We start from the raw sequence: 23,410 nt of genomic DNA, 5'->3' as shown, positions 1-23,410 counted from the left end.
TATTTCAGGCAAATCAGGTGTCGGCTCATATCTGCAAACTAAGGCGCGTCAGCCAGACCTCCGGCTCCTGGGCAAACCCTGCGGGGGTGTTCAAGTTGCGTTGGTAATCGAGGTCGAGCTGCACGTTCTTCCAGCTCAGGTTGAGCCCGGCACTGGCGCCGCTCAGGCGTTGGCTGCGGGCGCCGTATTCACGCTTGACCCAGCCGTTGTCCAGGCCCAGGCGCGGGGTGATCTTGAACGGCAGGTCGCTGTTGAGCGGCAGGCGCAAGGTGTTGCGCCACACCGCACCGATGGCGCCGGACGCGTTGTTCTCGCGATAGCCACGCACCGCCGAATCGTCAGTCACCAGCAGTTGTTCGATGGCAGGCAATGCATCCGGGCTGTATTGCACCGACAGTTGGCTCTGCCACTGCCACGGTTGCCCGATGAGCTGGCCATTGCGCCATTGGGTGAGGTTGGCGCGGTACTTGTGAAATTGCGCCTGGGGCAGGTTTTTCACCACCTGATCGGCATCGCGGTCGGCGCCGAACCAGGTCAGGCCCTGAGCGTAATTGACGTCCAGGTTCCACACCGCGCTGTTGAGCCAGAACAGATTTACGCCGGCCTCGGCCACGGTCAGCGTCGGGCTCTGGATACCCAGGCGAACCTTTTGCAGATAGCTGTCGACGTCCTTGTAAGCCAGTTGCAGGTTGGCGCTCAGTTGATGGCTTTGGTCGCGCCACAACACCCGGTCGGTGCGCAGGCTGACTTGATCGGTGCGGCCACTGTTGTAGAGCGTGGTGCGGCTGAGCTTGAAGGGCGAGCGGTATTCGGCATGGCTGGCGAACAGGCTGTAGGTCCAGTAACCGTAGGGGATGGAATAAAACAGGCTGTTGCTGCGGCTGTAACGCGGGCCGTGGTTGAGGGTGTCGCTGAAGCTCAGGTTGAGCGCGTCGTTGAGCTGCAACGGGCTGTCCAGGCTGAGGCTGACCGCATTGCGATCACGGCCGGTGCCGGCACTGCCGAGGTTGTCGACGCCAAGTCCCAGCGACCACCGCGAGGCAGTGCTGCGCGAGCGCAGGATGATTCGTGAAGCGCCCGCTGCGCTGCCGGGGGCGATGTCGGCGGTGAGGTCTACCGAGCGCAGGCGATTGAGCTGGTCCAGGCCTTGTTCCAGGTCCCGCAGGTTCAGCGGCTCGCCGAGCATGCCCGGGAATGCCCCGCGTAACGACACGGGCAGGCTCTGGTCGGCCAGCTCGATGGCTTCGACGTAGCCTTCTTCGACATGAATCGCCAGCGGCTGTCCGGCGGCCGGGGTGCTGGTCAGGTACGGACGGCTGGCAATGTAGCCGGCCTCGACATACAGGCGGGTGATTTCGGCCAGCAGGCGGTTGATCTGCGCGGCGCCCATGCACGGCGCCACATAGGGTTCGATGCGGGTGTTCAGTTCAGCCTTGTTGAACAGCGTGACACCGGCCACGCGGGTACCGCTCAGGGGCCAGCAGCGCTGATCCTGAGCGGTGTTCGCCGGCAATGCTGGCGTGGCCGGCGGCGGTGCGAAACTGCCTCGCTGGAGTTGTCGCTGACGCTGTTCCAGTTGCAGTTGCTGCAGGTCGCGCTGCTGTTGCTGCTGCAAGCGCAGTGCTTCCTGGCCAGGCACCGGCCCATCGGCGGCGGCCGCCGGCAGCGTGCACAGGCAGAGCAGGGCCGTGAGCAGTTTGTGGGTGCAGCTGTGGCGTTTGGTTGAGGGCTGATTCGGCACTCGACATCCTTAACGTAGAAATACGCACGATCCATGCCCCTGAACCAGGCGGTTAACCCAGGGGCTTGCCATAGTTGAGCCATCATTAAACGGATTGTTACATCGGAGGGAGGATTTATTACGTAAAACGTGGGGAATGCCGTGTTATTCACAAAATAAATGCACAAGGGTGGTGCAAGAAGGGCAGGCAGGTGCTTAATGTAGGTTGGTTTTTCGGGGTTAGTCGTTCAGGAGGGGGCGAAGAGGCTTTTTGATTGTTGCAATACAGGCGCTTAATCTTTTTGTTTATACGTGGCTGAAAAGGGCAGCCCCGGTCTTGGCAAGAGAACGGAGCTGCCTCGTTTCAACTCAGTTTTGGCCGCGTACCAGAATCGATTCATCGATTTGTGCAATCGACGTGACCCCGGTCAGCGTCATGGCCACGCGCATCTCCTTGGCGAAGATATCCAGCAGGTTTTCCACGCCACGCTGTCCGTCGGCGGCCAGTGCGTAAGCCTGCGCACGGCCCAGCAACACGCCCTTGGCCCCCAGCGCGAGCATGCGCACCACGTCCAGCCCCGAGCGTACGCCGGAGTCCACCAGCACCGTCAGATCGCTGCCCACGGCTTGTACGATAGGTGCCAGCGCCTTGGCCGTGGACAGCACGCCATCCAGCTGGCGGCCGCCGTGGTTGGAGACGACGATGCCGTCGGCGCCAAAGCTCACCGCGTCCTTGGCATCCTCGGGGTCGAGGATGCCTTTGATGATCATCGGGCCTTTCCAGAACTCGCGGATCCACTCCAGGTCTTTCCAGCTGATAGACGGATCGAAGTTGTTCGCCAGCCAGCCGATGTAGTCCTTCAACTGCGTGGGCTTGCCCAGGTATTTGGAGATGTTGCCCAGGTCGTGGGGGCGACCCAGCAGGCCCACATCGAAGGCCCAGGCCGGTTTGGTCATGGCCTGCAGGATTTGGCGTTGCGGCCCGTAGGCGCCGGACATCCCCGAATGGGCGTCGCGATAACGCGCGCCGGGGGTGGGCATGTCGACGGTGAATACGAGGTTTTTCACCCCGGCGGCCTGGGCTCGCTCCAGGGCATTTTTCATGAAGCCGCGATCTTTCAGCACATACAGCTGAAACCAGATGGATTGCGCACTCTGGGACGCCACTTCCTCGATCGGGCACACAGACACCGTCGACAGGCAAAACGGAATGCCCTTGTTCGCTGCCGCCTTCGCCGCCTGCACTTCACCGCGCCGGGCAAACATGCCGGTCAGGCCCACCGGGCTGAGCACCACCGGCATCGCCAAGGGCTGGTCGAACAGCGTGGTTTCAAGGCTCAGGCTTTCGACGTTACGCAGGATGCGCTGGCGCAGGCTGATATCGGACAGGTCCGAGCTGTTGGCCCTGAGGGTGTGTTCGGCGTAGGCACCGCCGTCGATGTAGTCGAACAGGAAACGCGGCAGTTTGCGGCGGGCGGCTTCGCGGTAATCCGATGCGGACGAAATGATCATGAACAGTGATGCCCCGAGTGAAGAAAAACGGTGGGGTGAGCATAGACAAAGGCCATTCATGGTAAAAACAACTTTTCCAACTTGAATCAAGTCGCAAATGGAATACTCATGAACCTTCGTACGTTGTTGGCCTTTGTCGAAGTGGTTCGCCAGGGCAGTTTCTCACAGGCGGCCGAGGTGGTTTCGCTCACCCAGTCTACCGTCAGTAAGGCGGTCAAGACCCTGGAAGATGAGTTGGGCACGCCGCTGTTCAATCGCATCGGCCACAAGAGCGAGCTGACGGCCGCTGGCGAAATTGCCTACCGACGCGCGCTGGTGTTGCTGGCCGAGCGCAGTGACCTGGTGGCCGAGATCAACGACCTGCTGGGGCTCAAGCGCGGTGTATTGCGCATTGGCTTGCCGCCGGTGGGCAGTGGCGTGCTGTTTGCGGCGATGTTTGCGTTGTATCGACAGCGTTATCCGGAGATCGAGATCGAGCTGATTGAGCACGGCAGCAAGAAGCTGGGCGAATGCCTGGAGGCCGGGGAGGTGGACCTGGCCGCGTTGCTGGTACCGGTGGCGGGGGAATTTGAATATCAGGACGTGCGTGTCGAGCCGCTGATGGTGGTGATGCCGATCGACCACCCATTGGCCGGGCGCAAAAGCGTCAATTTTTCCGATCTGGCCGACTCGCCTTTCATTTTGTTCGAGGCCGGGTTTGCGCTTAACCGGATTATTCTCACGGCCTGCGAGCGCAGAGGCGTAGTCCCACGCATCACCGCCCGCAGCGCCCAGATTGACTTTATCGTCGACCTGGTGGCCGCAGGCTTGGGGGTCGCGTTTTTGCCAAGCATGCTGGCTTACAAACACCTGCACGCCGGTATTGCTCTGATCCAGTTGGATGAGCCCCAGACCGATTGGCACATCGCCCTGGCCTGGCGGCGACAGGCGCATCTGCCCCCGGCAGCACGGGCCTGGCTGGACTTGGCCCTGGAGATGGGCAATGTTCCAGGCAGCGCGACCCAGCCGGCGGTTTAGCCTTGTGCGGTCAAGGTCAGGCGACTCTTGACGACTTTTTGCAGCAGCAGCGCCAGTGCCTCGGTGGAGTAAGGCTTCTGCAGCAAGACAAAACGGCTGGCCTCTTCCTGAGCGATACGTGCGTACTCGTCGTTGTATCCAGTGGTGAGCACCACCGGCAGCCACGGATACAGGGCCTCGATTGCGTCCAGCAACTCCAGGCCGCTCATGCCGGGCATGGAGATGTCGGAGAACACCACCTGGAAGCTTTCCGGGTTGGGTGCCAGGGCTTCCAGCGCGCTGTTGGCATCCGGCACCCAGAGTACGTGAAAGCCCATCTGTTCCAGGGTTTGCGAGGTGTACAGGCCGATATCGGCGTTGTCCTCGACCATCAGCACGCACAAGCTTGAGACGATGGGGGTGGGGCTGGTGTCTTGAAGTACCGGCATGGCACTTGGCTCGACCCTGGGCAGGTACAGGGTGAATTGGCTGCCTGTGCCGCATTCGCTCTGCACCAGGATTTCACCGCCCGACTGCTTGGCGAAGCCGTACACCTGAGACAAACCCAAACCGGTGCCCTGGCCGATGCCCTTGGTGGTGTAGAAGGGCTCGAAGATCGCGTCGAGTTTCTCCGGCGGGATACCCGACCCGGTGTCCGCCAGTTCGATGGTTACGTATTCGGCGATGCGTACCGGATGAGCGCGAACCGAAGGCAGCCAACTGGCCGTCGAGACAGTAATTGTCAAATGCCCGTTGCCGGCCATGGCGTCCCGGGCGTTGACCACCATGTTGACCAGCGCGGTATCGAACTGGCTCTCATCGGCGTTGATATAGCAGGCGTCGTCAGGCACCTGGATGCTGACCTTGACCCGTGAACCGGTCAGGCTGTCCATCATCTCGCCCACCCGCTTCACACTTTCGCCGACGTTGAACACTTCTGGCCGCAAGGCCTGGCGGCGGGCGAACGTGAGCAATTGGGCGGTCAGGCGGGCTGCGCGGTCGACGGTGCTGGCGATGGCTTCCACGTATTTCACGCGCCGCTCTTCGCTGAGGGCGGGCGGCTTGAGCAAGTCGGCGCAGGACTTGATCACCGTCAGCAGGTTATTGAAATCGTGGGCGACACCACCAGTAAGCTGGCCGATGGCTTCCAGTTTCTGCGACTGGCGCCGGGCATCTTCCGACAGGCGCAAGGCTTCCTTGGCTTCTTCCTCGGCCTGGATGTCGCGGCCTACGGCATGGATGTAGTCGCTGTCGGGCACGGCCGTCCAGGCGATCATGCGGTAGCTGCCGTCCTGGTGGCGGTAACGGTTCTTGAAGTTGGGGAAGTTCTTGCCATCCCCCAAACGGCTGACCGCCGAGGATGAGACGGCCAGGTCGTCGGGGTGAACCAGGGCCAGCAATTGGCTGCCCACCAGGTCGTGTTCGGCGTGGCCGAGCATGCGTGTCCACGCCGGGTTCACGGCGGAGATCACACCGTCGAGCTGCGCCACCAGCATCAGGTCTGGCGAAAGGCGCCAGATGCGGTCGCGGTCGCGGGTGCGTTCGATCACCCGCTGTTCCAGGGACTCGTTGAGTTTGCGCAGGGATTCTTCGGCTTCGCGCAGGGGCGTGATGTCCCGGGAAACACAGAGGATCTTCTCCGGCAGTCCGTCACTGCCCATGATCGGGCTGACGTTCACATGCCACCACTTCAGGTTGCCGGCCAGGGTGTTGGCGGCGCCGATGAAGCTGGCGTTCTGACCATTCCGGGCGGCTTGCACGGCGGCCTTGGCGTCGAGATTTCCCTGGTCCTGCCAGAAGTCCGGCCAGGGGCAGCCGCGAATCGCATTGAAGTCGCTGACTTCCATGATCTGCTTGCCGCCTTCACTCATGAAGGTCAGGCGTGCGTCGAGGTCCAGCACCTTGATGCAGTCGTTGATGCTGGCAAGCACGCGCTCGGTGAAGGCTTCGCTGTGATCCAGGCCCGCGACGGACAAATCGCTGGCACCCGTTTCGGGTGGGCGATGTGTTTCTGAACCCTTCCCGATAGTGCTATTCATTTGAGTGCTGCCGCGCGTGTTAAATAGCCGTCATCATGTCATTGCGACACTTATATCTCCAGCAACTTAACGCTAATTCGACGGCAGTCGCCCGTCTGTCTGCAAGCGCGGGATCACGCTTAAAACTCATCAGTCACTTTCGGGTTTTCAGGTCTGAATAAGTGCGCTAAAAACCGCCAAAGTCGTTGAAATCAAGAGGATTGTCGGACAATTTCCCGCATGAAAAACTCTTCATAATTTGCCCGCTCGAAGATTGGTAGCTTCCTCGTGCTGCCCAATAATTCGAGTTCTAATAATGAATAAAAAACTCTGCAAGAGCGCTTTGGCGCTGTCGATTTCGCTCGCCTCCACGTCCCTGTTTGCAGGTGGTTTCGCCCTCAATGAACAAAGCATCAGTTCAATGGGTACAGGCTACGCCGGGCGTTCCTCCTCCGCCGATGACGCCAGCACGGTGTTCGGCAACCCGGCCGGCATGTCCCGCCTCAAGCAGAATGAAGTGAGCATCGGGGCGACTTACCTGGATGCCAGTTCGAATATCAAGAACGCCAGCTCCTCGCAATTCGGTGCCAATAACCCGGGCACCGACAAGGGCGATATGGTGCCTGGCATTGCCGTGCCGATGGGCTACCTGGTGACGCCGATTGATGAACACTGGGCGTTCGGCCTGGGGATCTATGCACCGTTCGGCCTGGAAACCGACTATGAGCGCAGCTTTCAGGGCAATGGCTTTGGCAATAAAAGCCAGATCAAGGTCATTACCGTGCAGCCGACCGTCAGTTATGCCTTCAACGACAAGGTCTCGGTGGGTTTCGGCCCCACCTTCAACCGGATCTCGGGTGAACTGGATTCCAACGTGCCGCTCGGGGGTGGCGCCGGTGAGAAGGTCAAGGTCAAGGGTGACGACACCGCCACCGGTTTCAATGCCGGTATTCTGGTACAGCCGCTGGAAAGCACGCGCATCGGCCTGACTTATCACTCGCAGGTGGTCTATCACCTCAACGGCAAGACCAACGCTTCCGGCCTGATTTCCGATGCCTTTGATGGCGGCCCGCAACGCTATGACGCCAGCCTCAATGTCACCACACCCTCGTCGGTGGACTTCTCGGTTACCCATCAACTGAACGATGACTGGACCTTGTACCTGGGCAGCACTTACACACGCTGGAGCCAGTTGAAGAAGATCACCATCAACAACGACGGTGTGTCAGCGTTGGCCGCCCAGTTCGGCGGCTTGAATGCGATCACCGAACAGCAGAACTGGCATGACACCTGGTCCCACGCCATTGGCGCGGCGTATCGGGTCAACAAACAGCTGGTGCTGCGTACCGGGTTCTCGGTGGATCAGACGCCAACCAATAACACCGACCGTTCCGTGCGGATTCCGACGGGTGACCGCACTGTATTCAGCCTCGGTGCCGGGTGGACGCCAATCGAAAACGTAACGTTTGACGTGGCCTATTCCTACCTCAAGGAAGAACCGATCAAGGTGCGCCAGAGCCAGCCCGCCTTGGGCCTGACCTACGACGCCAAGTATGAAAACAGCGCCAACGGTTTTGGTGGTTCGGTAACTTACCGCTTCTGATGCACTGAAACAGGGCAAAGAGTCATTTTTCTGACATGGCTCTTTGCTAGCAATTGTATCGATCGTGCTACCAAACTCTGCCTGTCTTGGTTAAATTAGGCGTAATTCAGCTCAAGACAGGGATCGTCATGACTACGCTTTCGCCGATCAGCTCCGCCATTCCCCTTATCAATCGACCCGCCGTTGCGCCGCCAGCGACGCTGACGCCAGAAACGGACGCCACTGCCGTGCGTCCTTCCTCGGTGGTCAGCCTTGGCAATGTCACGGTGGATGTTCAAGCCGACACCTATTCCCGTAACGGCCAATTGCCCAGCCATGGGTCGATCAACGTCTGGGAAAGTGACAGCTACTATGCGGTCACTAAAGCGATCAACACGAATTTCTATGTGCTGCCCAGAGGCACGGGCTTCAGCGGCCTGGGCGCTACCCTGATCGAGCAATTTGCGAAGAGCGGTACCGACATTTCCCAGTCGGCGCTGAGCACCACTTCGTCCAAGACCCAAAGCCCCGACGAGCTCAAGATTCAACAGGCGCTGCTCCACAGCAAGGCAGACAACCTGGTCAGCCTCACCGTCAAGACGGCCAGCGGCAAGACCGTCACCTTCAGTCTGGCCAGCCAGTCCAGTGGCCTGGCCGCGCAGGCCAAGGTGGACGGCGGCACCCTCAGCGCCGCCGAGCTCAAGGAAGTCGCCAAGTTGGGCGAAGCGTTCCAGGGGGCTATCGACGGCCTGGCCGCCCAGCCGCCGAAACTCGAGCTGAGCAAGCTGACGCAGTTTGATTCCAGTGTGTTGTCCTCGGTGGACCTCAGCGGCAAATTGAAAGTAAGCAAGGCTGAGGACCTCACCCTTGCATTCCATGCGGACAGCCAGAGCCGTACGACGCGGATGAGTGGCCCGGCGGGGGAGGTGAATCTTTCGGTCGACCTGAAAAACGCCGGCATTATCGGTAACGCCAAGCAACAGGCAATCGCGCTGAAAAGCTACCTGGCCCAGTTCGACAAGGCCCAGGCGCGGGGCAAAGCCGACGCTGACATGATGGCGATGTTCAAGGACGCGTTTACCGCCATGAACAGCAACTACCCACAGGGCATCAAGGCACCGCAGCCACTGACCCGGAGTGCGGCGGATCAAGGCCTGCTCACCGGTCTCGCAGATTTCAAGGCCTCCATCCGCCAGACGGCCACGTTACCGAACCCGTCCCGTCTTATGGAAAACGACACGTTTGCCTATGAGGTGTCCCAGAAGACGCGTGTCGGAGGCAATGACCTCTCGAATCGCACGGTCGACCAGGCCCAGCAATCAACTCTCAAAGCCCGTTTTCATTTGGCGCTCAATGGCGGCAAGCCACCGTCTTTCGACACCCAGCGCGAGTCGCAGAACTACCTCTACGTGCAGGTCGACGACAAGGCCAGCAGCGCGGCGAATATCACCTACAAGGACGGCCTCCTGACCAACGCCTCCGTGGACCAGAGCGCCAGCCAGAACACCCGCACCCAGCGCTACGAGATGGGGATATTGGTTAAAGACAGCGTGGCGCCGAACCAGGCCAGCAGCCATCGCGACTACCTGGTGTTGCTGGAGTACGCGGCGCGGGAAGGCAAGAAGGCCCAGGGCGCCGATGAAACCATCCTGAAGGATGCGCTGGCGAACATGCATCAGTGGGTGTTGCTGCAAGACGACCCCACCGTTTTGGCCCGTTAAACTGGTCGTTGTAAAAAAGGGAAACCCCTGCTTGGGTTTCCCTTTTTTTATGCCTCGCCGAATCCCAGATTAGGCTTTTGAAACCATTCGATATTCTGTAGCCTTGCGCAGCTTCACCGTGCTTGATGAACACAATCACTTCGTCCGGCGGCGCCCGAAGGGCTCCAGAGCCGGTGGTACACTCGACTTTCGCGCAACTGCGCCTGCAGGTCTTGCGAACATGACGCAAATTTCCGAACGCCTTCTGGTCCAAGCCCACCTCGACGCCAAGCAGCCCAAGGTGCTGAGCGCCGAAGAAGAGGCGGGCTACCGTGCCGCCATCGCCGCCGAGCTCAAGGCTCAGGACGCGGTGCTGGTGGCGCACTTCTACTGCGATCCGGTGATTCAGGCCCTGGCCGAAGAAACCGGTGGCTGTGTCTCCGACTCCCTGGAAATGGCCCGCTTCGGCGCGGCGCACCCGGCCAAGACCGTATTGGTGGCGGGCGTGCGCTTCATGGGCGAGACGGCCAAGATCCTCACGCCTGAAAAACGCATCCTGATGCCGACACTGGAAGCCACCTGCTCCCTGGACCTTGGCTGCCCGGTGGATGAGTTTTCGGCGTTCTGTGATCAGCACCCTGAGCGCACGGTGGTGGTTTATGCCAACACGTCGGCAGCGGTGAAAGCCCGGGCTGATTGGGTGGTCACCTCCAGTTGTGCGTTGGAGATTGTCGAAAGCCTGATGGATAACGGCGAGACCATTATCTGGGGGCCGGATAAGCATCTGGGCACCTATATCCAGCGTCAGACGGGGGCGGACATGCTGCTGTGGGACGGTGCTTGTATCGTGCACGAGGAGTTCAAGTCCAAGCAGTTGGAGGACATGAAGGCGTTGTACCCGGACGCGGCGATTCTGGTGCATCCGGAGTCGCCCACTTCGGTGATTGAGTTGGCGGATGCGGTGGGGTCGACCAGCCAGTTGATCGCGGCGGCGCAGCGGTTGCCGAACAAGACGTTTATCGTGGCTACTGATCGGGGCATCTTCTACAAGATGCAGCAGTTGTGTCCGGACAAGGTGTTTGTCGAGGCGCCGACGGCCGGGAATGGGGCGGCGTGTCGCAGCTGTGCGCATTGTCCCTGGATGGCGATGAATACCCTGGAGCGTACGCTGCAATGTTTGCGTGAGGGGAGTAATGAGATTTTTGTTGAGCCTTCGGTGATTCCGCAGGCGGTTAGGCCGCTGAAGCGGATGTTGGATTTTACGCAGGCGGCTCGGTTGAGGTTGGCGGGGAATGCCTGATTTGTGGTGGGTTGGTTTGTGTACATATCCGTTGCTGCGGTAACGGCGGCTTAGGGTTCCGCTCTTACAGCGGGTCACTTTTGGCAAACGCCCCAAAAGTAACCAAAAGGTCTTTGCCCCACCACTCGGTGCCTCGCTTAGGCTCGGCATGCCCGCACTCCGGCACGGCTCCGCGGGCCGCCGCGACGGGCCATCCATGGCCCGGCGCGGCTAAATCGGCATCCCTGCCGATTTACCCGCTCCACCGTGCCTACTTGCGGCCATCGTGGTTAACGGGGCCCGCAGATCAAGATCAAAAGCAGATCAAAAGCAGAGCACAGCGGCCTCCCGGCCGGCTTGAGTGTTAAAAGCAAAAGCAAAGACCAGAGCGAAAACAGATCTGCTTTTATGTGGGAGCGGGCTTGCTCGCGAAAAACCTGAGAGCGCCGCGTTGAATCAGGATGCCCACGTCATCGTTAACGACCTTCGCGAGCAAGCCCGCTCCCACATTTTTTGGACCGTGCCCGCTTTAGATTTTGATTTGGCTTTTGCTCTTCAACACTCAAGCCGGCCGGTAGGCCGCTGTGCTCTTGCTTTTGATCTTAGGCGCCCCGTTAAACCACGCTGGCCGAACGCAGGCTTTGGAGCGTGGGTAACCTGGCAGGACGCCAGGTTAGCCGTCCTGGGCCAAGGATGGCCCATGACGGCGGCCCACGGTCCAAAGCCGGAGTGAGGGCACTCCGAGCCTAGGCGAGGTGCCGAGTGGTGGGGCAAGAGCGTTTTGCTTACTTTTGCGCTTTTCAAAAGTGAGCCGCTGTAAGAGCGGAACCAATAGCAGCCATCACCGCAGCAACGGATATGCCCCCAATCTAAAAACCTACTTCTTTTTCTTCGGAACCCGCACCAACCGCGTGTCCGAATAAATGTCATGCCAGCCACGCTTCTGCTTGTCGAACAACGACCAGATAAACCCAAGCCCCAGGCACAACCACGAAGCAATCGACACCACAAACCGCAACAACGCCTGCCACAGACTAATCCGCGACCCATCAGCGTTCTGCACCCGCACCCCCCAAACCTGCATCCCCAGGGTCTGCCCCGAGTGCGTCCAAAACTTGGCAAAAAACCCAAACAACACAAAAAACAAAATCGTCGACAACAGCGGATCACCATCCAGCGCGCCAGACTCAGACAGCGCCCGTAACTTGGCCTCCCCGACAAACCCCATCCACACCAGCTTGTAGATAAAGGCCGTGACGATCAGCAGGGCCGTGCACAACAGGAAGTCATAGAACATCGCTGCCAGACGACGGCCCAGGCCTACGGCGGGAAACTCGCCTTGGGGGCTCAGCAGGTGTTTCGACATGGCATGGCTCTCGGCAGGAAAAAAGCCATTTTACGGAAGAACGCCCATAAAAAAGCCCCTGATGTCATATCAGGGGCTTTTTTGTCGCAGTAAGGATCAGCCTTCTGCTTGTACTTCGTCGGCTTGCATGCCTTTTTGGCCTTGCACCGCGATGAAGGTCACTTTCTGGCCTTCCTTCAGGCTTTTGAAGCCGTTGCCCTGAATAGCGCGGAAGTGGACGAACAGATCCGGACCGCTTTCTGGAGTGATAAAACCAAACCCTTTCTCGTCGTTAAACCACTTGACGGTACCGCTCTGACGTTCAGCCATTTTCTTATTTCCTTGACGCTAAAAATTAATGACAGTCCCTTTCACATGAAAGAGTACTGGGCTGGGTTGCAGGAAAGTAAGAGACGTCGAACGGGTTGTAGCAAACTTTGGCTACTGCCCAGGTCCAGGTTCAAAGCGACCCATGCAAACACAGTGGGCAAACTCTACGCCAACTAAGACAGAAAAAACAAGCCCCGGAAAAAGCCCAGGTTTTGCTCGGCTTGATGACAGTTCTGTTCACAATGTGGAACGTCTTTATTCGATAGAATTCGTCACTTGTTATAGGTGACGGAACATAACATTGACTATCGACAGTGCACTTTAATGTGGCGGTTGCGTTACAGATTAGTGCACGTTAACGCAACCGCGTTACTTATAGGAACAGTCAATCAGCCACGGTAGTAACGTTGTGGCACGAATGGCATTTTACTTACACGTAGTGGCACCTTTTTCCCACGCACCAATGCAGATACTTCGGTATCCAGTGCGATGAATGCGCTGTCGAGGTAACCCATGGCCAGCGGGCCGCCCAGGCTCGGGCCAAAACCGCCGCTGCAGACGCTGCCGATCACGGTGCCGTGTTCGTCGACGATTTCTGCACCTTCACGCACCGGTGTCCGCTCCTGTGGCAACAGGCCTACGCGTTTGCGGCTCACGCCGGTTTGTTGCTGGGTGAAGATCGCGTCGGCACCCGGGAAGCCGCCGGCACGTGCGCCATCAGCGCGGCGGGCCTTGGAAATCGCCCACAACAGGCTGGCTTCAATCGGCGTGGTCTCGGTGTTCATGTCATGGCCGTAAAGGCACAGGCCGGCTTCCAGGCGCAGGGAGTCGCGAGCGCCGAGGCCGATGGCCTGCACTTCGCTTTCGGCCAGCAGGCTGCGGGCCAGGGTTTCGGCGCTGGCGGCCGGCACCGAGATTTCGAAGCCGTCTTCACCGGTGTAGCCCGAGCGGCTGACGTAGCAGTCCACGCCCAGCAGGCGGGTCGGTGCGAATTGCATGAAGGTCATGTGCTTGACCTCCGGCGCCAGGCGCGCCAGCACGCTGACGGCGGCCGGGCCTTGCAGGGCCAGCAGGGCGCGTTCCTCGAACAGTGGCTCGATGGTGCACTGGTCACCGATGTGCTGGCGCAGGTGGGCCAGGTCCTGGTCCTTGCAGGCAGCGTTGACCACCAGGAACAGTTCGTCGTTACCCAGGTTGGCGACCATCAGGTCATCCAGGATGCCGCCTTGCTCGTTGGTGAACATCGCATAGCGCTGCATGCCCACCGGCAGGTCAATGATGTCCACCGGCACCAGGGTTTCCAGGGCCTTGGCGGCACCGGCGCCGGTCAGGCGGATCTGGCCCATGTGGGACACATCGAACAACCCGGCCTGTTCACGGGTGTGCAGGTGTTCTTTCATCACGCCCAGCGGGTATTGCACCGGCATGTCGTAGCCGGCGAAGGGCACCATGCGTGCGCCCAGCTCGATGTGCAGGGCGTGCAATGGGGTTTTCAACAGGGTTTCGGTGGACATATTCAGCTCCTGAAAAACGTGCGGACGCGCTTGTAGGCGTCAGCACTCGATAATGTTGACCGCCAAACCGCCACGGGCGGTTTCCTTGTATTTGCTTTTCATGTCGGCGCCGGTCTGGCGCATGGTGCGGATGACCTTGTCGAGGGAGACGAAGTGTTGCCCGTCGCCGCGCAGGGCCATGCGCACCGCATTGATGGCCTTGACCGAGCCCATGGCGTTGCGCTCGATGCAGGGCACCTGCACCAAGCCGCCGATGGGGTCGCAGGTCAGGCCGAGGTTGTGTTCCATGCCGATCTCGGCGGCGTTTTCTACCTGGGAAACCGTACCGCCCAAGACTTCGCACAGGGCGCCGGCGGCCATGGAACAGGCCACGCCGACTTCCCCCTGGCAGCCGACTTCGGCGCCGGAGATCGAGGCGTTTTCCTTGTACAGAATGCCGATGGCCGCGGCGGTGAGCAGGAAGCGCACCACCCCGTCTTCGCTGGCCCCCGGGATAAAGCGCATGTAGTAGTGCAACACCGCCGGCACAATCCCGGCCGCCCCGTTGGTGGGCGCCGTCACCACGCGCCCGCCATTGGCGTTTTCTTCGTTGACCGCCAAGGCGTAGAGGTTGACCCAGTCCAGTACCGACAACGGGTCACGCAGCGCCGATTCCGGGTGCTTGCACAGCTGGCGGTGCAGCGCGGCGGCGCGGCGCTTGACCTTCAGGCCTCCCGGCAAAATCCCTTCGTTGCGACAGCCCGCGTCCACGCAGTCCTGCATCACCTGCCAGATCTTCAGCAGGCCGGCACGGGTTTCCGCTTCCGGGCGCCAGGCGCTTTCATTGGTCAGCATCACCTGGCTGATGGACAGCCCATAGGTGGCGCAATGGCCGAGCAAGTCCTTGGCACTTTTGAACGGGAAGGTCAGGGGGGTGGAGTCTTCGACGATACGGTCGTGGCCGGCGGCATCTTCATCCACCACAAAACCGCCGCCCACCGAGTAGTACTCACGGCTGCGAATCTGCAGGCCAGCGGTGTCGAAAGCGCGGAAGATCATGCCGTTGGGATGATAGGGCAGGGGTTTGCGAATCATCGCCAGGTGTTCTTTCTCGTTGAACGCAATGCTGTGTTCGCCGAGCAGGTTCAAGCGTGCGTTGCCGCGAATTTCCGACAAGCGTGCGGCGACGGTTTCAGTATTCACGGTGTCCGGGTGTTCGCCTTCCAGGCCCAGCAATACGGCCTTGTCACTGCCGTGGCCTTTGCCGGTGGCGCCGAGGGAACCGTAGAGTTCCACCTTGACGCAGGTGGTGGTGGCTAACAGGTTATCGCGCTTCAAGCCTTCGACGAATCGAGCGGCAGCGCGCATCGGGCCGACGGTGTGGGAGCTGGAGGGGCCGATGCCAATCTTGAACAGGTCGAACACGCTTAAAGACATGGTTGTTCTCCGGTTTCTTGTTATTGGATACCGCTTTTCTGTAGGAGCGAGCTTGCTCGCGAAGAACCGATAGACACCGCGTTCATTCAGGATGATTGCGGTGCTCTCAGGTCTTTCGCGAGCAAGCTCGCTCCTACAGATTCACGGTCAGGCGTAGCTCTCGATCGACGGGCAAGCGCACACCAAATTGCGATCGCCAAACACGTTGTCGACCCGGCCAACCGGCGGCCAGTACTTGGCTTCGATCAACGATGCCACTGGGTACACCGCTTGCTCGCGGCTATATGGGTGGCTCCATTCGCCAACCAGTTCCGCGGCAGTGTGTGGTGCGTTCTTCAGCGGGTTGTCGTCCTTGTCCAGCGAGCCGTTTTCCACCGCGCGAATTTCTTCGCGGATGGCGATCATCGCGTCGCAGAAGCGGTCCAGTTCTTCCCGGGATTCGCTTTCGGTCGGCTCGATCATCAGGGTGCCAGCCACCGGGAACGACATGGTTGGCGCATGGAAACCAAAGTCGATCAGACGCTTGGCCACGTCATCCACGCTGATGCCGCTGCTGTCTTTCAACGGGCGCAGGTCGAGGATGCATTCGTGGGCCACCAAGCCATTGCTGCCGGTGTACAGCACGGGGTAGTGCTCTTCCAGGCGGCGGGAAATGTAGTTGGCATTCAAAATCGCCAACTGCGAAGCGCGCTTGAGGCCTGCGCCGCCCATCATGCTGATGTACATCCAGGTGATCGGCAGGATGCTCGCGCTGCCGAACGGTGCGGCGCAGACCGCGCCTTCCTTGCGTTCCATCGCGGCGTGGCCGGGCAGGAACGGGGTCAGGTGGGATTTGACGCCAATCGGGCCAACGCCCGGGCCGCCACCGCCGTGGGGAATGCAGAAGGTCTTGTGCAGGTTCAGGTGGGACACGTCGCCGCCGAACTTGCCCGGGGCGCAGAGGCCGACCATCGCGTTCATGTTGGCGCCGTCGATGTACACCTGGCCGCCGTTGTCGTGAATGATCCCGCAGATTTCGCGGATGCCTTCTTCGAACACGCCGTGGGTGGACGGGTAGGTGATCATCAGCGCAGCCAGGTGCTCGCGGTGCTCGATAGCCTTGGCGCGCAGGTCTTCGATGTCGACGTTACCGCGTGCATCGCACGCGGTGACCACGACGCGCATGCCGGCCATGTTGGCGGTGGCCGGGTTGGTGCCGTGGGCCGACGACGGGATCAGGCAGATGTCGCGGCGCTCTTCGCCACGGCTCTGGTGATACGCACGGATGGCCAGCAGGCCAGCGTACTCGCCCTGGGAACCGGCGTTCGGTTGCAGGGAGATCGCGTCGTAACCGGTAGCCGCGCAGAGCATGGCTTCCAGTTCGGTGGTCAGTTGCTGGTAGCCGGCGCTTTGCGAAGCGGGGGCGAACGGGTGCAGGGCACCGAACTCGGCCCAGGTCACCGGGATCATTTCGCTGGCGGCGTTGAGCTTCATGGTGCACGAGCCCAGCGGGATCATTGTGCGATCCAGGGCCAGGTCCTTGTCGGCCAGCTTGCGCAGGTAGCGCATCAGCTCGGTTTCGGAGTGATAACGGTTGAACACCGGGTGGCTGAGGATCGGCGACTGGCGCAGCAGCGCGGCCGGCAGGGTGCTTTCAACGCTGGCAGCCAATGCGGCGAAGTCTGGCAGGGCTTTGCCGCCGGCGAACACGCTCCACAGGGTTTCGATATCGGCTTGGGAGGTGGTTTCGTCCACCGACAGGCCAAGGCGTTCGCCATCGACCACACGCAGGTTGATGCGCTGGGCGCGGGCCTTGTCGTGCAGGGCAGCGGTTTGCGCGCCGGTCTTGATGGTCAGGGTGTCGAAGAAGTGGGCTTGTTCAACTGCCAGGCCCAATGCGCTCAAGCCTTTGGCGAAGATCGCGGTCAGGTGGTGAATGCGGTTGGCAATCCGGGTCAGGCCTTTCGGGCCGTGGTACACGGCATACATGCTGGCAATGTTGGCCAACAGCACTTGGGCGGTGCAGATGTTGCTGGTGGCCTTCTCGCGGCGGATATGTTGCTCGCGGGTCTGCATGGCCAGGCGCAGGGCCGGCTTGCCGAAACGGTCCACGGAGACGCCAACCAGACGGCCCGGCATGTCGCGCTTGAACGCATCCTTGGTGGAGAAGTACGCCGCGTGCGGACCACCGAAGCCCAGCGGCACGCCGAAGCGTTGTGCACTGCCGATGGCCACGTCGGCGCCGAACTCGCCCGGCGGGGTCAGCAGCGTCAGGGCCAGCAGGTCGGCGGCCACGGCCACCAGCGCATTGGCGGCGTGGAAGCGCTCGGTCAGTTCGCGGTAGTCGAACACATCACCGTTGCTGGCCGGGTATTGCAGCAGGGCGCCGAAGAAGGCGCTGACGTCGGTCAGTTCACGCTCGTCGCCCACCACCACGTCGATGCCCAGCGGCTCGGCACGGGTGCGCAATACGTCGAGGGTTTGCGGGTGGCTGTGCACGGAGGCGAAGAACGCGTTGCTGCCTTTGTTCTTGCTCAGGCGTTTGCAGAAGGTCATGGCTTCGGCAGCGGCGGTGGCTTCATCCAGCAGCGAGGCGTTGGCGATCGGCAGGCCGGTGAGGTCGCTGATCAGCGTCTGGAAGTTCAGCAGCGACTCCAGGCGGCCCTGGGAAATCTCCGGCTGATACGGCGTGTAGGCGGTGTACCAGGCCGGGTTTTCCAGGAGGTTGCGCAGGATCGGCGACGGCGTGTGGCAGTTGTAGTAACCCTGGCCGATATAGGTCTTGAACAGCTCGTTCTTGGCGGCAATCGCCTTGATCGAAGCCAGTGCGTCGGCTTCGCTCAGGCCGTCGCTCAGGCCCAGCACAGCGGTGCCCTTGATGCTTTCCGGGATCACGCTGGCGCTCAAGGCTTCCAGGGAGTCAAAGCCCAGGGTGGCGAGCATGTGTTGCTCGTCGTCCTGGCGCGGGCCGATGTGGCGGGCGATGAATTCGTTGGCGGTGGTCAGATTAGTCATGGCGCGCTCCTCAGGCTTCAGCGTTGGCTTTGATCAGGCGGTCGTACGCATCCTGATCCAACAGCTTAGCTACTGCATCGGCATCAGCCGGTTTAAAGCGGAAGAACCAGCCTTCGCCCATCGGGTCTTCGTTGACCAGTTCGGGGCTGCCGTCCAGCTTGTCGTTCACTTCGAGGACTTCGCCGTCCAGCGGCATGTACACGCCGCTGGCTGCCTTGACCGATTCAACGGTGGAGGCTTCTGCGCCCTTGTCGTAGGCCTGCAGTTCAGGCAGTTGCACGAAAACCACATCACCCAGCGCGTTCTGCGCAAAAGCGGTAATGCCCACGGTAACGCTGCCGTCGGCTTCGGCGCGCAGCCATTCGTGATCTTCAGTAAAGCGCAACTCGCTCATGGAAACTCCTCAGGGCCAGATTCGTCTGGTGGACGGGATTGGAATAATGAGGAGTTGCTTAGCAAAATCGCGGCCAATGTTTTTTTATCTTTATAAAACAATTGGTTACTGTTTATCGCGGGTGATGTTCGAAAGTTGGCTGTAGCGATATCGATACAGCTGGGCCGTGGAAAAAAAGACTATGAGGATCAAAGCCTTGCATGGCGACGCCTAGGACGGTGTGTATCGATATCGTTCCGCTGTAGCGCTTTCAGTACAGGTAGGAGTCGCTTTTAGCTGCAACACCCTTGTAGGAGCGAGCTTGCTCGCGAAGGTCGCCAACGATGACTCGGGAAACCTGGAGGAACGCGGTGTGCTTGAGTTTTTCGCGAGCAAGCTCGCTCCTACAGTGGGGCTAAGGCGTCAGGGCTTGTTGGGAATGCCGTACTTGCGCAAGCGGTGGGCAATGGCGGTGTGGGAGGTTTGCAGGCGGCTCGCCAGCTGACGCGTGGACGGATAGCTGACATAGAGCTTCTCCAGCAACCCGCGTTCGAAGTCTTCCACCGCCTGCTCCAGGCTGTCGACTTCACCGTCGTTCTGCCGCGCCACCGAGGTGCCGGCGATGTCCAGGTCGCCAATGTCCACCAGGCTGCTTTCGCAAATGGCGGCCGCGCGGAAGATCACGTTCTGCAACTGGCGCACGTTGCCCGGCCAGCGGTTGCCCAGCAGTGCAGGGTAGGTGCCCGGCGCCAGGCGGCACACCGGGCGCTGGATCTGCGCGCAGGCCTGCTGCATGAAGTAGCGGGCCAGCAGCAGGATGTCCTGGCCGCGCTCGCGCAAGGGCGGTACTTCGACGTTGAGCACATTGAGGCGGTAGAACAGGTCTTCGCGGAAGGTGCCTTCGCTGACCATTTTTTCCAGGTCGCGGTGGGTGGCGCTGAGGATCCGCACATTGACCTTCACCTCACGGTCGCCGCCTACCCGACGGAAGCTGCCGTCGTTGAGAAACCGCAGCAACTTGGCCTGCAAGTACGGCGACATCTCGCCGATTTCGTCGAGGAACACCGTGCCCTGGTTCGCCAGTTCCATCAGCCCCGGCTTGCCGCCGCGCTGGGCGCCGGTGAATGCGCCGGGGGCGTAGCCGAACAGCTCGCTCTCGGCCAGGTTTTCCGGCAGCGCCGCGCAGTTCAGGGCCAGGAACGGCGCACTGTGGCGCGCACTGATGGCGTGGCAGGCGCGGGCCACCAGTTCCTTGCCGGTACCGGTCTCGCCCTGGATCAACAACGGTGCATCCAGCGCCGCCACCCGTTGCGCCCGCGCCTTGAGGGTGCGAATCGCCGGGGACTCACCCAGCAGCGCGTCGAAACCTTCGGCATGGTCGTGGTGCAGCGCCGACAGTTGTTCGCCGATGCGGTTGGGTGGGTACAGGGTCAGCAGGGCGCCGGCGTCAGTGATCGGCGTGGCGTCCAGCAGCAGGGTCTGGCCGTTCACGTTGATTTCCCGCAGGGCCAGGCGAAAGCCGTGTTCGAGCAAGGTGGCCAGCAACTTTGGGTCGTCGAACAGTTCATTGATGCTCTCGCCGGCGGGCTCGCGACCGTACAAGGCGATCAAGGCCGGGTTGGCCAGGAGGATCTTGCCGGCGCTGTCCAGGGCCAGCACCGGGTCGGTCATGGCGGCGAGCAGGGCGTCGAGTTGCAGGTGCTGGCGCTGGCCGGGGAGGATGTCGACCACGGTCACGGCTTGCACGCCGCGCACGCTGAACAGTGCATCGCGCAGCTCTTCCAGCACCTCGGCGCTCAGGGTTGGAGCGTCGATGTAGACGTTGGGCGGAACCATTTCCACCGCATCCAGGTTCAGATTGCGCCCACCGAGCAAGGCCAGGACTTCCTGGGTGATGCCGACGCGGTCGATGAAGCTGACGTGGATACGCATGGGGCGGTTAGCGGTTCTGGCGAGCGAGAGGTGGCAAGTATGCCTTGGAGGAGGGGTCAGGTGAAATCTGTAGGAGCGAGCTTGCTCGCGAAAAACGCACAAGCACCGCGTTCATTCAGGATGCCAGCGTTATCGTTGGCGACCTTCGCGAGCAAGCTCGCTCCTACAGTGGGTTGTGGCCGCGGTTATTCGAGGTGCTCGGGTTTGACCGGATCCCCAGGCTTCACATCCAGTTGATGCCGCACATCTTCAAACATCAAATCGTACTGCTTGTGCATTTGCCCATTGAGCACGGCAATCTTCGGCATGCCGTACTTCTGCGCGATATTCATCGCGTGCCGGGCGAAGTCGAACGACTGGTCCTTGGGCAGAAAAAACTCTTCCTTGAGCTCCTTGTCCTGCACCGAGCCGTGCATTTTGAAGAGCATTCCTTTGCCTTCCTTTGGGTCCTGGCTGACTTCGTAGTCGATGCACAGGTTGTAGCTGTAGTCATCCTTGTTCAGCGCGTGGCGTTCGATGTGCAGGTGACCAGGTTCAAAGGTAGCCATAGGCATTTCTCCTCTACTTCACAGGTAGGTGATTCCGGGTTTCGCCGTGCTGATTCGCGTGCCGGCAGTGCCCTGGACGATCGCTTCGATGTCCGAGAGTGAACCGATCACTGCGGTTTTGCCAGTCTGGCGGGCGAACTCGCAGGCGGCCTGGACCTTGGGCCCCATGGAGCCGGCGGCGAAGCCGAGCTTTTCGATTTCGTCCGGGTGCGCCTGGCCGATGGCTTTCTGGGTGGGTTTGCCGAAGTCGATAAAGGCCGCATTGACGTCGGTGGCGATCACCAGCAAATCGGCGTCCAGTTGCCCGGCCAGCAAGGAAGAACAAAGGTCCTTGTCGATCACGGCTTCAATGCCCTTGAGCTTGCCGTCTTCGCCATACATCGTCGGAATCCCGCCGCCACCGGCGCAGATCACGATGCTGCCTTTTTCCAGCAGCCACTGGATCGGGCGGATTTCAAAGATCCGCTTCGGCCGTGGGCTGGCCACCACGCGGCGATACTTGTCGCCATCGGGGGCAATCGCCCAGCCTTTTTCGGCGGCGAGTTTTTCCGCTTCGGCCTTGGCATAGACCGGGCCGATCGGCTTGGTCGGGTTCTGGAAGGCCGGGTCCTTGGCGTCCACTTCCACCTGGGTGAGCAGGGTGGCGAACGGCACTTCAAAGTCCAGCAGGTTGCCCAGTTCCTGTTCGATGATGTAGCCGATCATGCCTTCGGTTTCGGCGCCCAGCACATCCAGCGGGTATGGCGACACCTGGGTGTAAGCCGCCGCTTGCAGCGACAGCAGGCCCACCTGCGGGCCATTGCCGTGGGCAATCACCAGCTCGTTGCCTTTGTGGATCTTGGCGATCTGTTCGGTGGCGATGCGGATATTGGCCCGTTGATTGTCTGCGGTCATGGGTTCACCACGGCGCAGAAGGGCGTTGCCGCCCAGTGCAACGACGATACGCATAATTCAATCCTTCTAGAGCTCGCAATCCTTTGTAGGAGCGAGCTTGCTCGCGATGGAGGTCAACGATAACGCGTCCATCCTGAATGAACGCGGTGCCCTTGAGTTTTTCGCGAGCAAGCTCGCTCCTACAGTGTGATCGCAGCAGGGTTTAGATATCCGCCAACGCCGACACCAGGATCGCCTTGATGGTGTGCATGCGGTTTTCCGCCTGCTCAAAGGCGATGTTGGCCGGGGACTCAAACACTTCTTCGGTCACTTCCACGCCGTTGGCCAGGTTCGGATAACGCGCGGCGATGTCCTTGCCGACCTTGGTTTCGCTGTTGTGGAACGCCGGCAGGCAGTGCATGAATTTCACGCGGGGATTGCCCGAGGCCTTCATCATCTTGGCGTTGACCTGGTACGGCAGCAGTTGCTCGATGCGCTCGTCCCACGCTTCCACGGGTTCGCCCATGGACACCCAGATATCGGTGTGGATGAAGTCCACGCCTTTCACCGCTTCCTTCGGGTCTTCGGTGATGGTGATGCGTGCGCCACTTTCCTCGGCGAATTCCTGGCACTGCTTGATGAAGTCAGCATGGGGCCACAGGGCTTTCGGCGCGCCGATGCGCACGTCCATGCCGAGCTTGGCGCCGATCATCAGCAGCGAGTTGCCCATGTTGTAGCGGGCGTCGCCCAGGTAGGCGTAGCTGATGTCATGCAACGGCTTGTCGCTGTGCTCGCGCATGGTCAGGGTGTCGGCGATCATCTGGGTCGGGTGGAATTCGGCGGTCAGGCCGTTGAACACCGGCACCCCGGCGAACTTGGCCAGCTCTTCGACGATTTCCTGTTCAAAGCCACGGTACTCGATGGCATCGAACATCCGGCCCAGGACGCGGGCGGTGTCTTTCATGCTTTCTTTGTGGCCGATCTGCGACGACACCGGGTCGATGTAGGTGACGTGGGCACCCTGGTCGTGGGCCGCGACTTCGAACGCGCAACGGGTGCGGGTCGAGGTTTTTTCGAAGATCAGCGCAATGTTTTTGCCCTTCAGGTGCGGACGCTCGGTGCCGGTGTATTTGGCGCGCTTGAGGTCGCGGGACAGGTCGAGCAGGTAGTGCAGTTCGCGGGTGGTGTGATGCATCAGCGACAGCAGGCTGCGGTTGCGCATATTAAAAGCCATGGTGGATCTCCTTCTGTTTAGGTTATCCCCCTGGCCGGCGTCTT

17 protein-coding genes are annotated in these 23,410 nt (G+C 60.7%); 4 read left to right on the top strand and 13 right to left on the bottom strand.

The genetic code is table 11. The features are described from left to right. Positions 1–25 precede the first annotated feature (25 nt). On the bottom strand, positions 26–1,741 hold the full coding sequence (locus NVB75_RS12845; protein ID WP_375378919.1) for a ShlB/FhaC/HecB family hemolysin secretion/activation protein: 1,716 nt from the start codon (positions 1,739–1,741) through the stop codon (positions 26–28). A 348-nt stretch (positions 1,742–2,089) separates the two neighbouring features. After that, positions 2,090–3,232: an FMN-dependent L-lactate dehydrogenase LldD gene (gene lldD, locus NVB75_RS12840; protein ID WP_177071280.1), complete on the bottom strand. Its 1,143-nt coding sequence runs from the start codon at positions 3,230–3,232 to the stop codon at positions 2,090–2,092. 108 nt (positions 3,233–3,340) lie between these two features. Here lldD and NVB75_RS12835 point away from each other — a divergent pair, with 108 nt between their 5' ends. Next, entirely contained in the window at positions 3,341–4,249 is a 909-nt protein-coding gene (locus NVB75_RS12835) for a LysR family transcriptional regulator (RefSeq protein WP_258347393.1), read from the top strand. On the opposite strand, the gene NVB75_RS12830 is transcribed toward NVB75_RS12835, so the two are convergent. Next, positions 4,246–6,204: a PAS domain-containing sensor histidine kinase gene (locus NVB75_RS12830; protein WP_258347391.1), complete on the bottom strand. Its 1,959-nt coding sequence runs from the start codon at positions 6,202–6,204 to the stop codon at positions 4,246–4,248. The genes NVB75_RS12835 and NVB75_RS12830 overlap by 4 nt on opposite strands. A 358-nt stretch (positions 6,205–6,562) precedes the next feature. Between NVB75_RS12830 and NVB75_RS12825 the strand changes: the two genes are divergently transcribed. The 3 genes from NVB75_RS12825 to nadA all read left to right on the top strand — a co-directional run bounded on the left by NVB75_RS12825 (position 6,563) and on the right by nadA (position 10,828). Then, positions 6,563–7,849, top strand: a complete 1,287-nt coding sequence (locus NVB75_RS12825) for an OmpP1/FadL family transporter (RefSeq protein ID WP_258347389.1) — start codon at positions 6,563–6,565, stop codon at positions 7,847–7,849. 128 nt (positions 7,850–7,977) lie between these two features. Further along, on the top strand, positions 7,978–9,549 hold the full coding sequence (locus tag NVB75_RS12820) for a lactate dehydrogenase (protein ID WP_258347387.1): 1,572 nt from the start codon (positions 7,978–7,980) through the stop codon (positions 9,547–9,549). Positions 9,550–9,769: 220 nt separating this feature from the next. Continuing rightward, positions 9,770–10,828 carry a quinolinate synthase NadA gene (gene nadA / locus NVB75_RS12815; RefSeq protein ID WP_003209852.1) on the top strand — a complete coding sequence of 353 codons (1,059 nt, stop codon included), beginning with the start codon at positions 9,770–9,772 and terminating at the stop codon, positions 10,826–10,828. An 856-nt stretch (positions 10,829–11,684) separates the two neighbouring features. On the opposite strand, the gene NVB75_RS12810 is transcribed toward nadA, so the two are convergent. The 10 genes from NVB75_RS12810 to NVB75_RS12760 form a co-directional block, all read right to left on the bottom strand. Then, entirely contained in the window at positions 11,685–12,173 is a 489-nt protein-coding gene (locus NVB75_RS12810; protein WP_003220044.1) for an RDD family protein, read from the bottom strand. A 96-nt stretch (positions 12,174–12,269) separates the two neighbouring features. Further along, positions 12,270–12,482: a cold-shock protein gene (locus NVB75_RS12805; protein ID WP_003316897.1), complete on the bottom strand. Its 213-nt coding sequence runs from the start codon at positions 12,480–12,482 to the stop codon at positions 12,270–12,272. 389 nt (positions 12,483–12,871) lie between these two features. Then, the gene (gene gcvT / locus NVB75_RS12800) at positions 12,872–13,996 is read right to left on the bottom strand and encodes a glycine cleavage system aminomethyltransferase GcvT (protein WP_258347384.1); all 1,125 of its coding nucleotides are present in this window, start codon (positions 13,994–13,996) and stop codon (positions 12,872–12,874) included. A 39-nt stretch (positions 13,997–14,035) separates the two neighbouring features. Further along, positions 14,036–15,412, bottom strand: coding sequence for an L-serine ammonia-lyase (locus NVB75_RS12795; protein ID WP_258347382.1), 1,377 nt, complete (start codon positions 15,410–15,412; stop codon positions 14,036–14,038). Between the two features lie 147 nt (positions 15,413–15,559). Then, a complete protein-coding gene (gene gcvP / locus NVB75_RS12790; protein WP_258347380.1) occupies positions 15,560–18,406 on the bottom strand; it encodes an aminomethyl-transferring glycine dehydrogenase in 2,847 nt (948 codons plus the stop codon). A gap of 10 nt (positions 18,407–18,416) precedes the next feature. Beyond that, complete coding sequence (gene gcvH, locus NVB75_RS12785; protein ID WP_005790845.1) at positions 18,417–18,800, bottom strand: glycine cleavage system protein GcvH; 384 nt, start codon at positions 18,798–18,800, stop codon at positions 18,417–18,419. Between the two features lie 402 nt (positions 18,801–19,202). After that, on the bottom strand, positions 19,203–20,711 hold the full coding sequence (locus tag NVB75_RS12775) for a sigma-54-dependent transcriptional regulator (RefSeq protein ID WP_063027651.1): 1,509 nt from the start codon (positions 20,709–20,711) through the stop codon (positions 19,203–19,205). 185 nt (positions 20,712–20,896) lie between these two features. Continuing rightward, entirely contained in the window at positions 20,897–21,259 is a 363-nt protein-coding gene (locus tag NVB75_RS12770; RefSeq protein WP_063027653.1) for a DUF5064 family protein, read from the bottom strand. An 18-nt stretch (positions 21,260–21,277) separates the two neighbouring features. Then, a complete protein-coding gene (arcC, locus tag NVB75_RS12765; protein ID WP_201139978.1) occupies positions 21,278–22,207 on the bottom strand; it encodes a carbamate kinase in 930 nt (309 codons plus the stop codon). A gap of 148 nt (positions 22,208–22,355) precedes the next feature. Continuing rightward, on the bottom strand, positions 22,356–23,366 hold the full coding sequence (locus tag NVB75_RS12760; protein ID WP_010169901.1) for an ornithine carbamoyltransferase: 1,011 nt from the start codon (positions 23,364–23,366) through the stop codon (positions 22,356–22,358). Positions 23,367–23,410: the final 44 nt, after the last annotated feature.

Source organism: Pseudomonas sp. CBS, from assembly GCF_024734645.1.
Taxonomy (GTDB): domain Bacteria; phylum Pseudomonadota; class Gammaproteobacteria; order Pseudomonadales; family Pseudomonadaceae; genus Aquipseudomonas.
The sequence above is the reverse complement of the archived record's forward strand: the minus strand, read 5'-3'. Positions and strand labels throughout refer to the sequence as shown.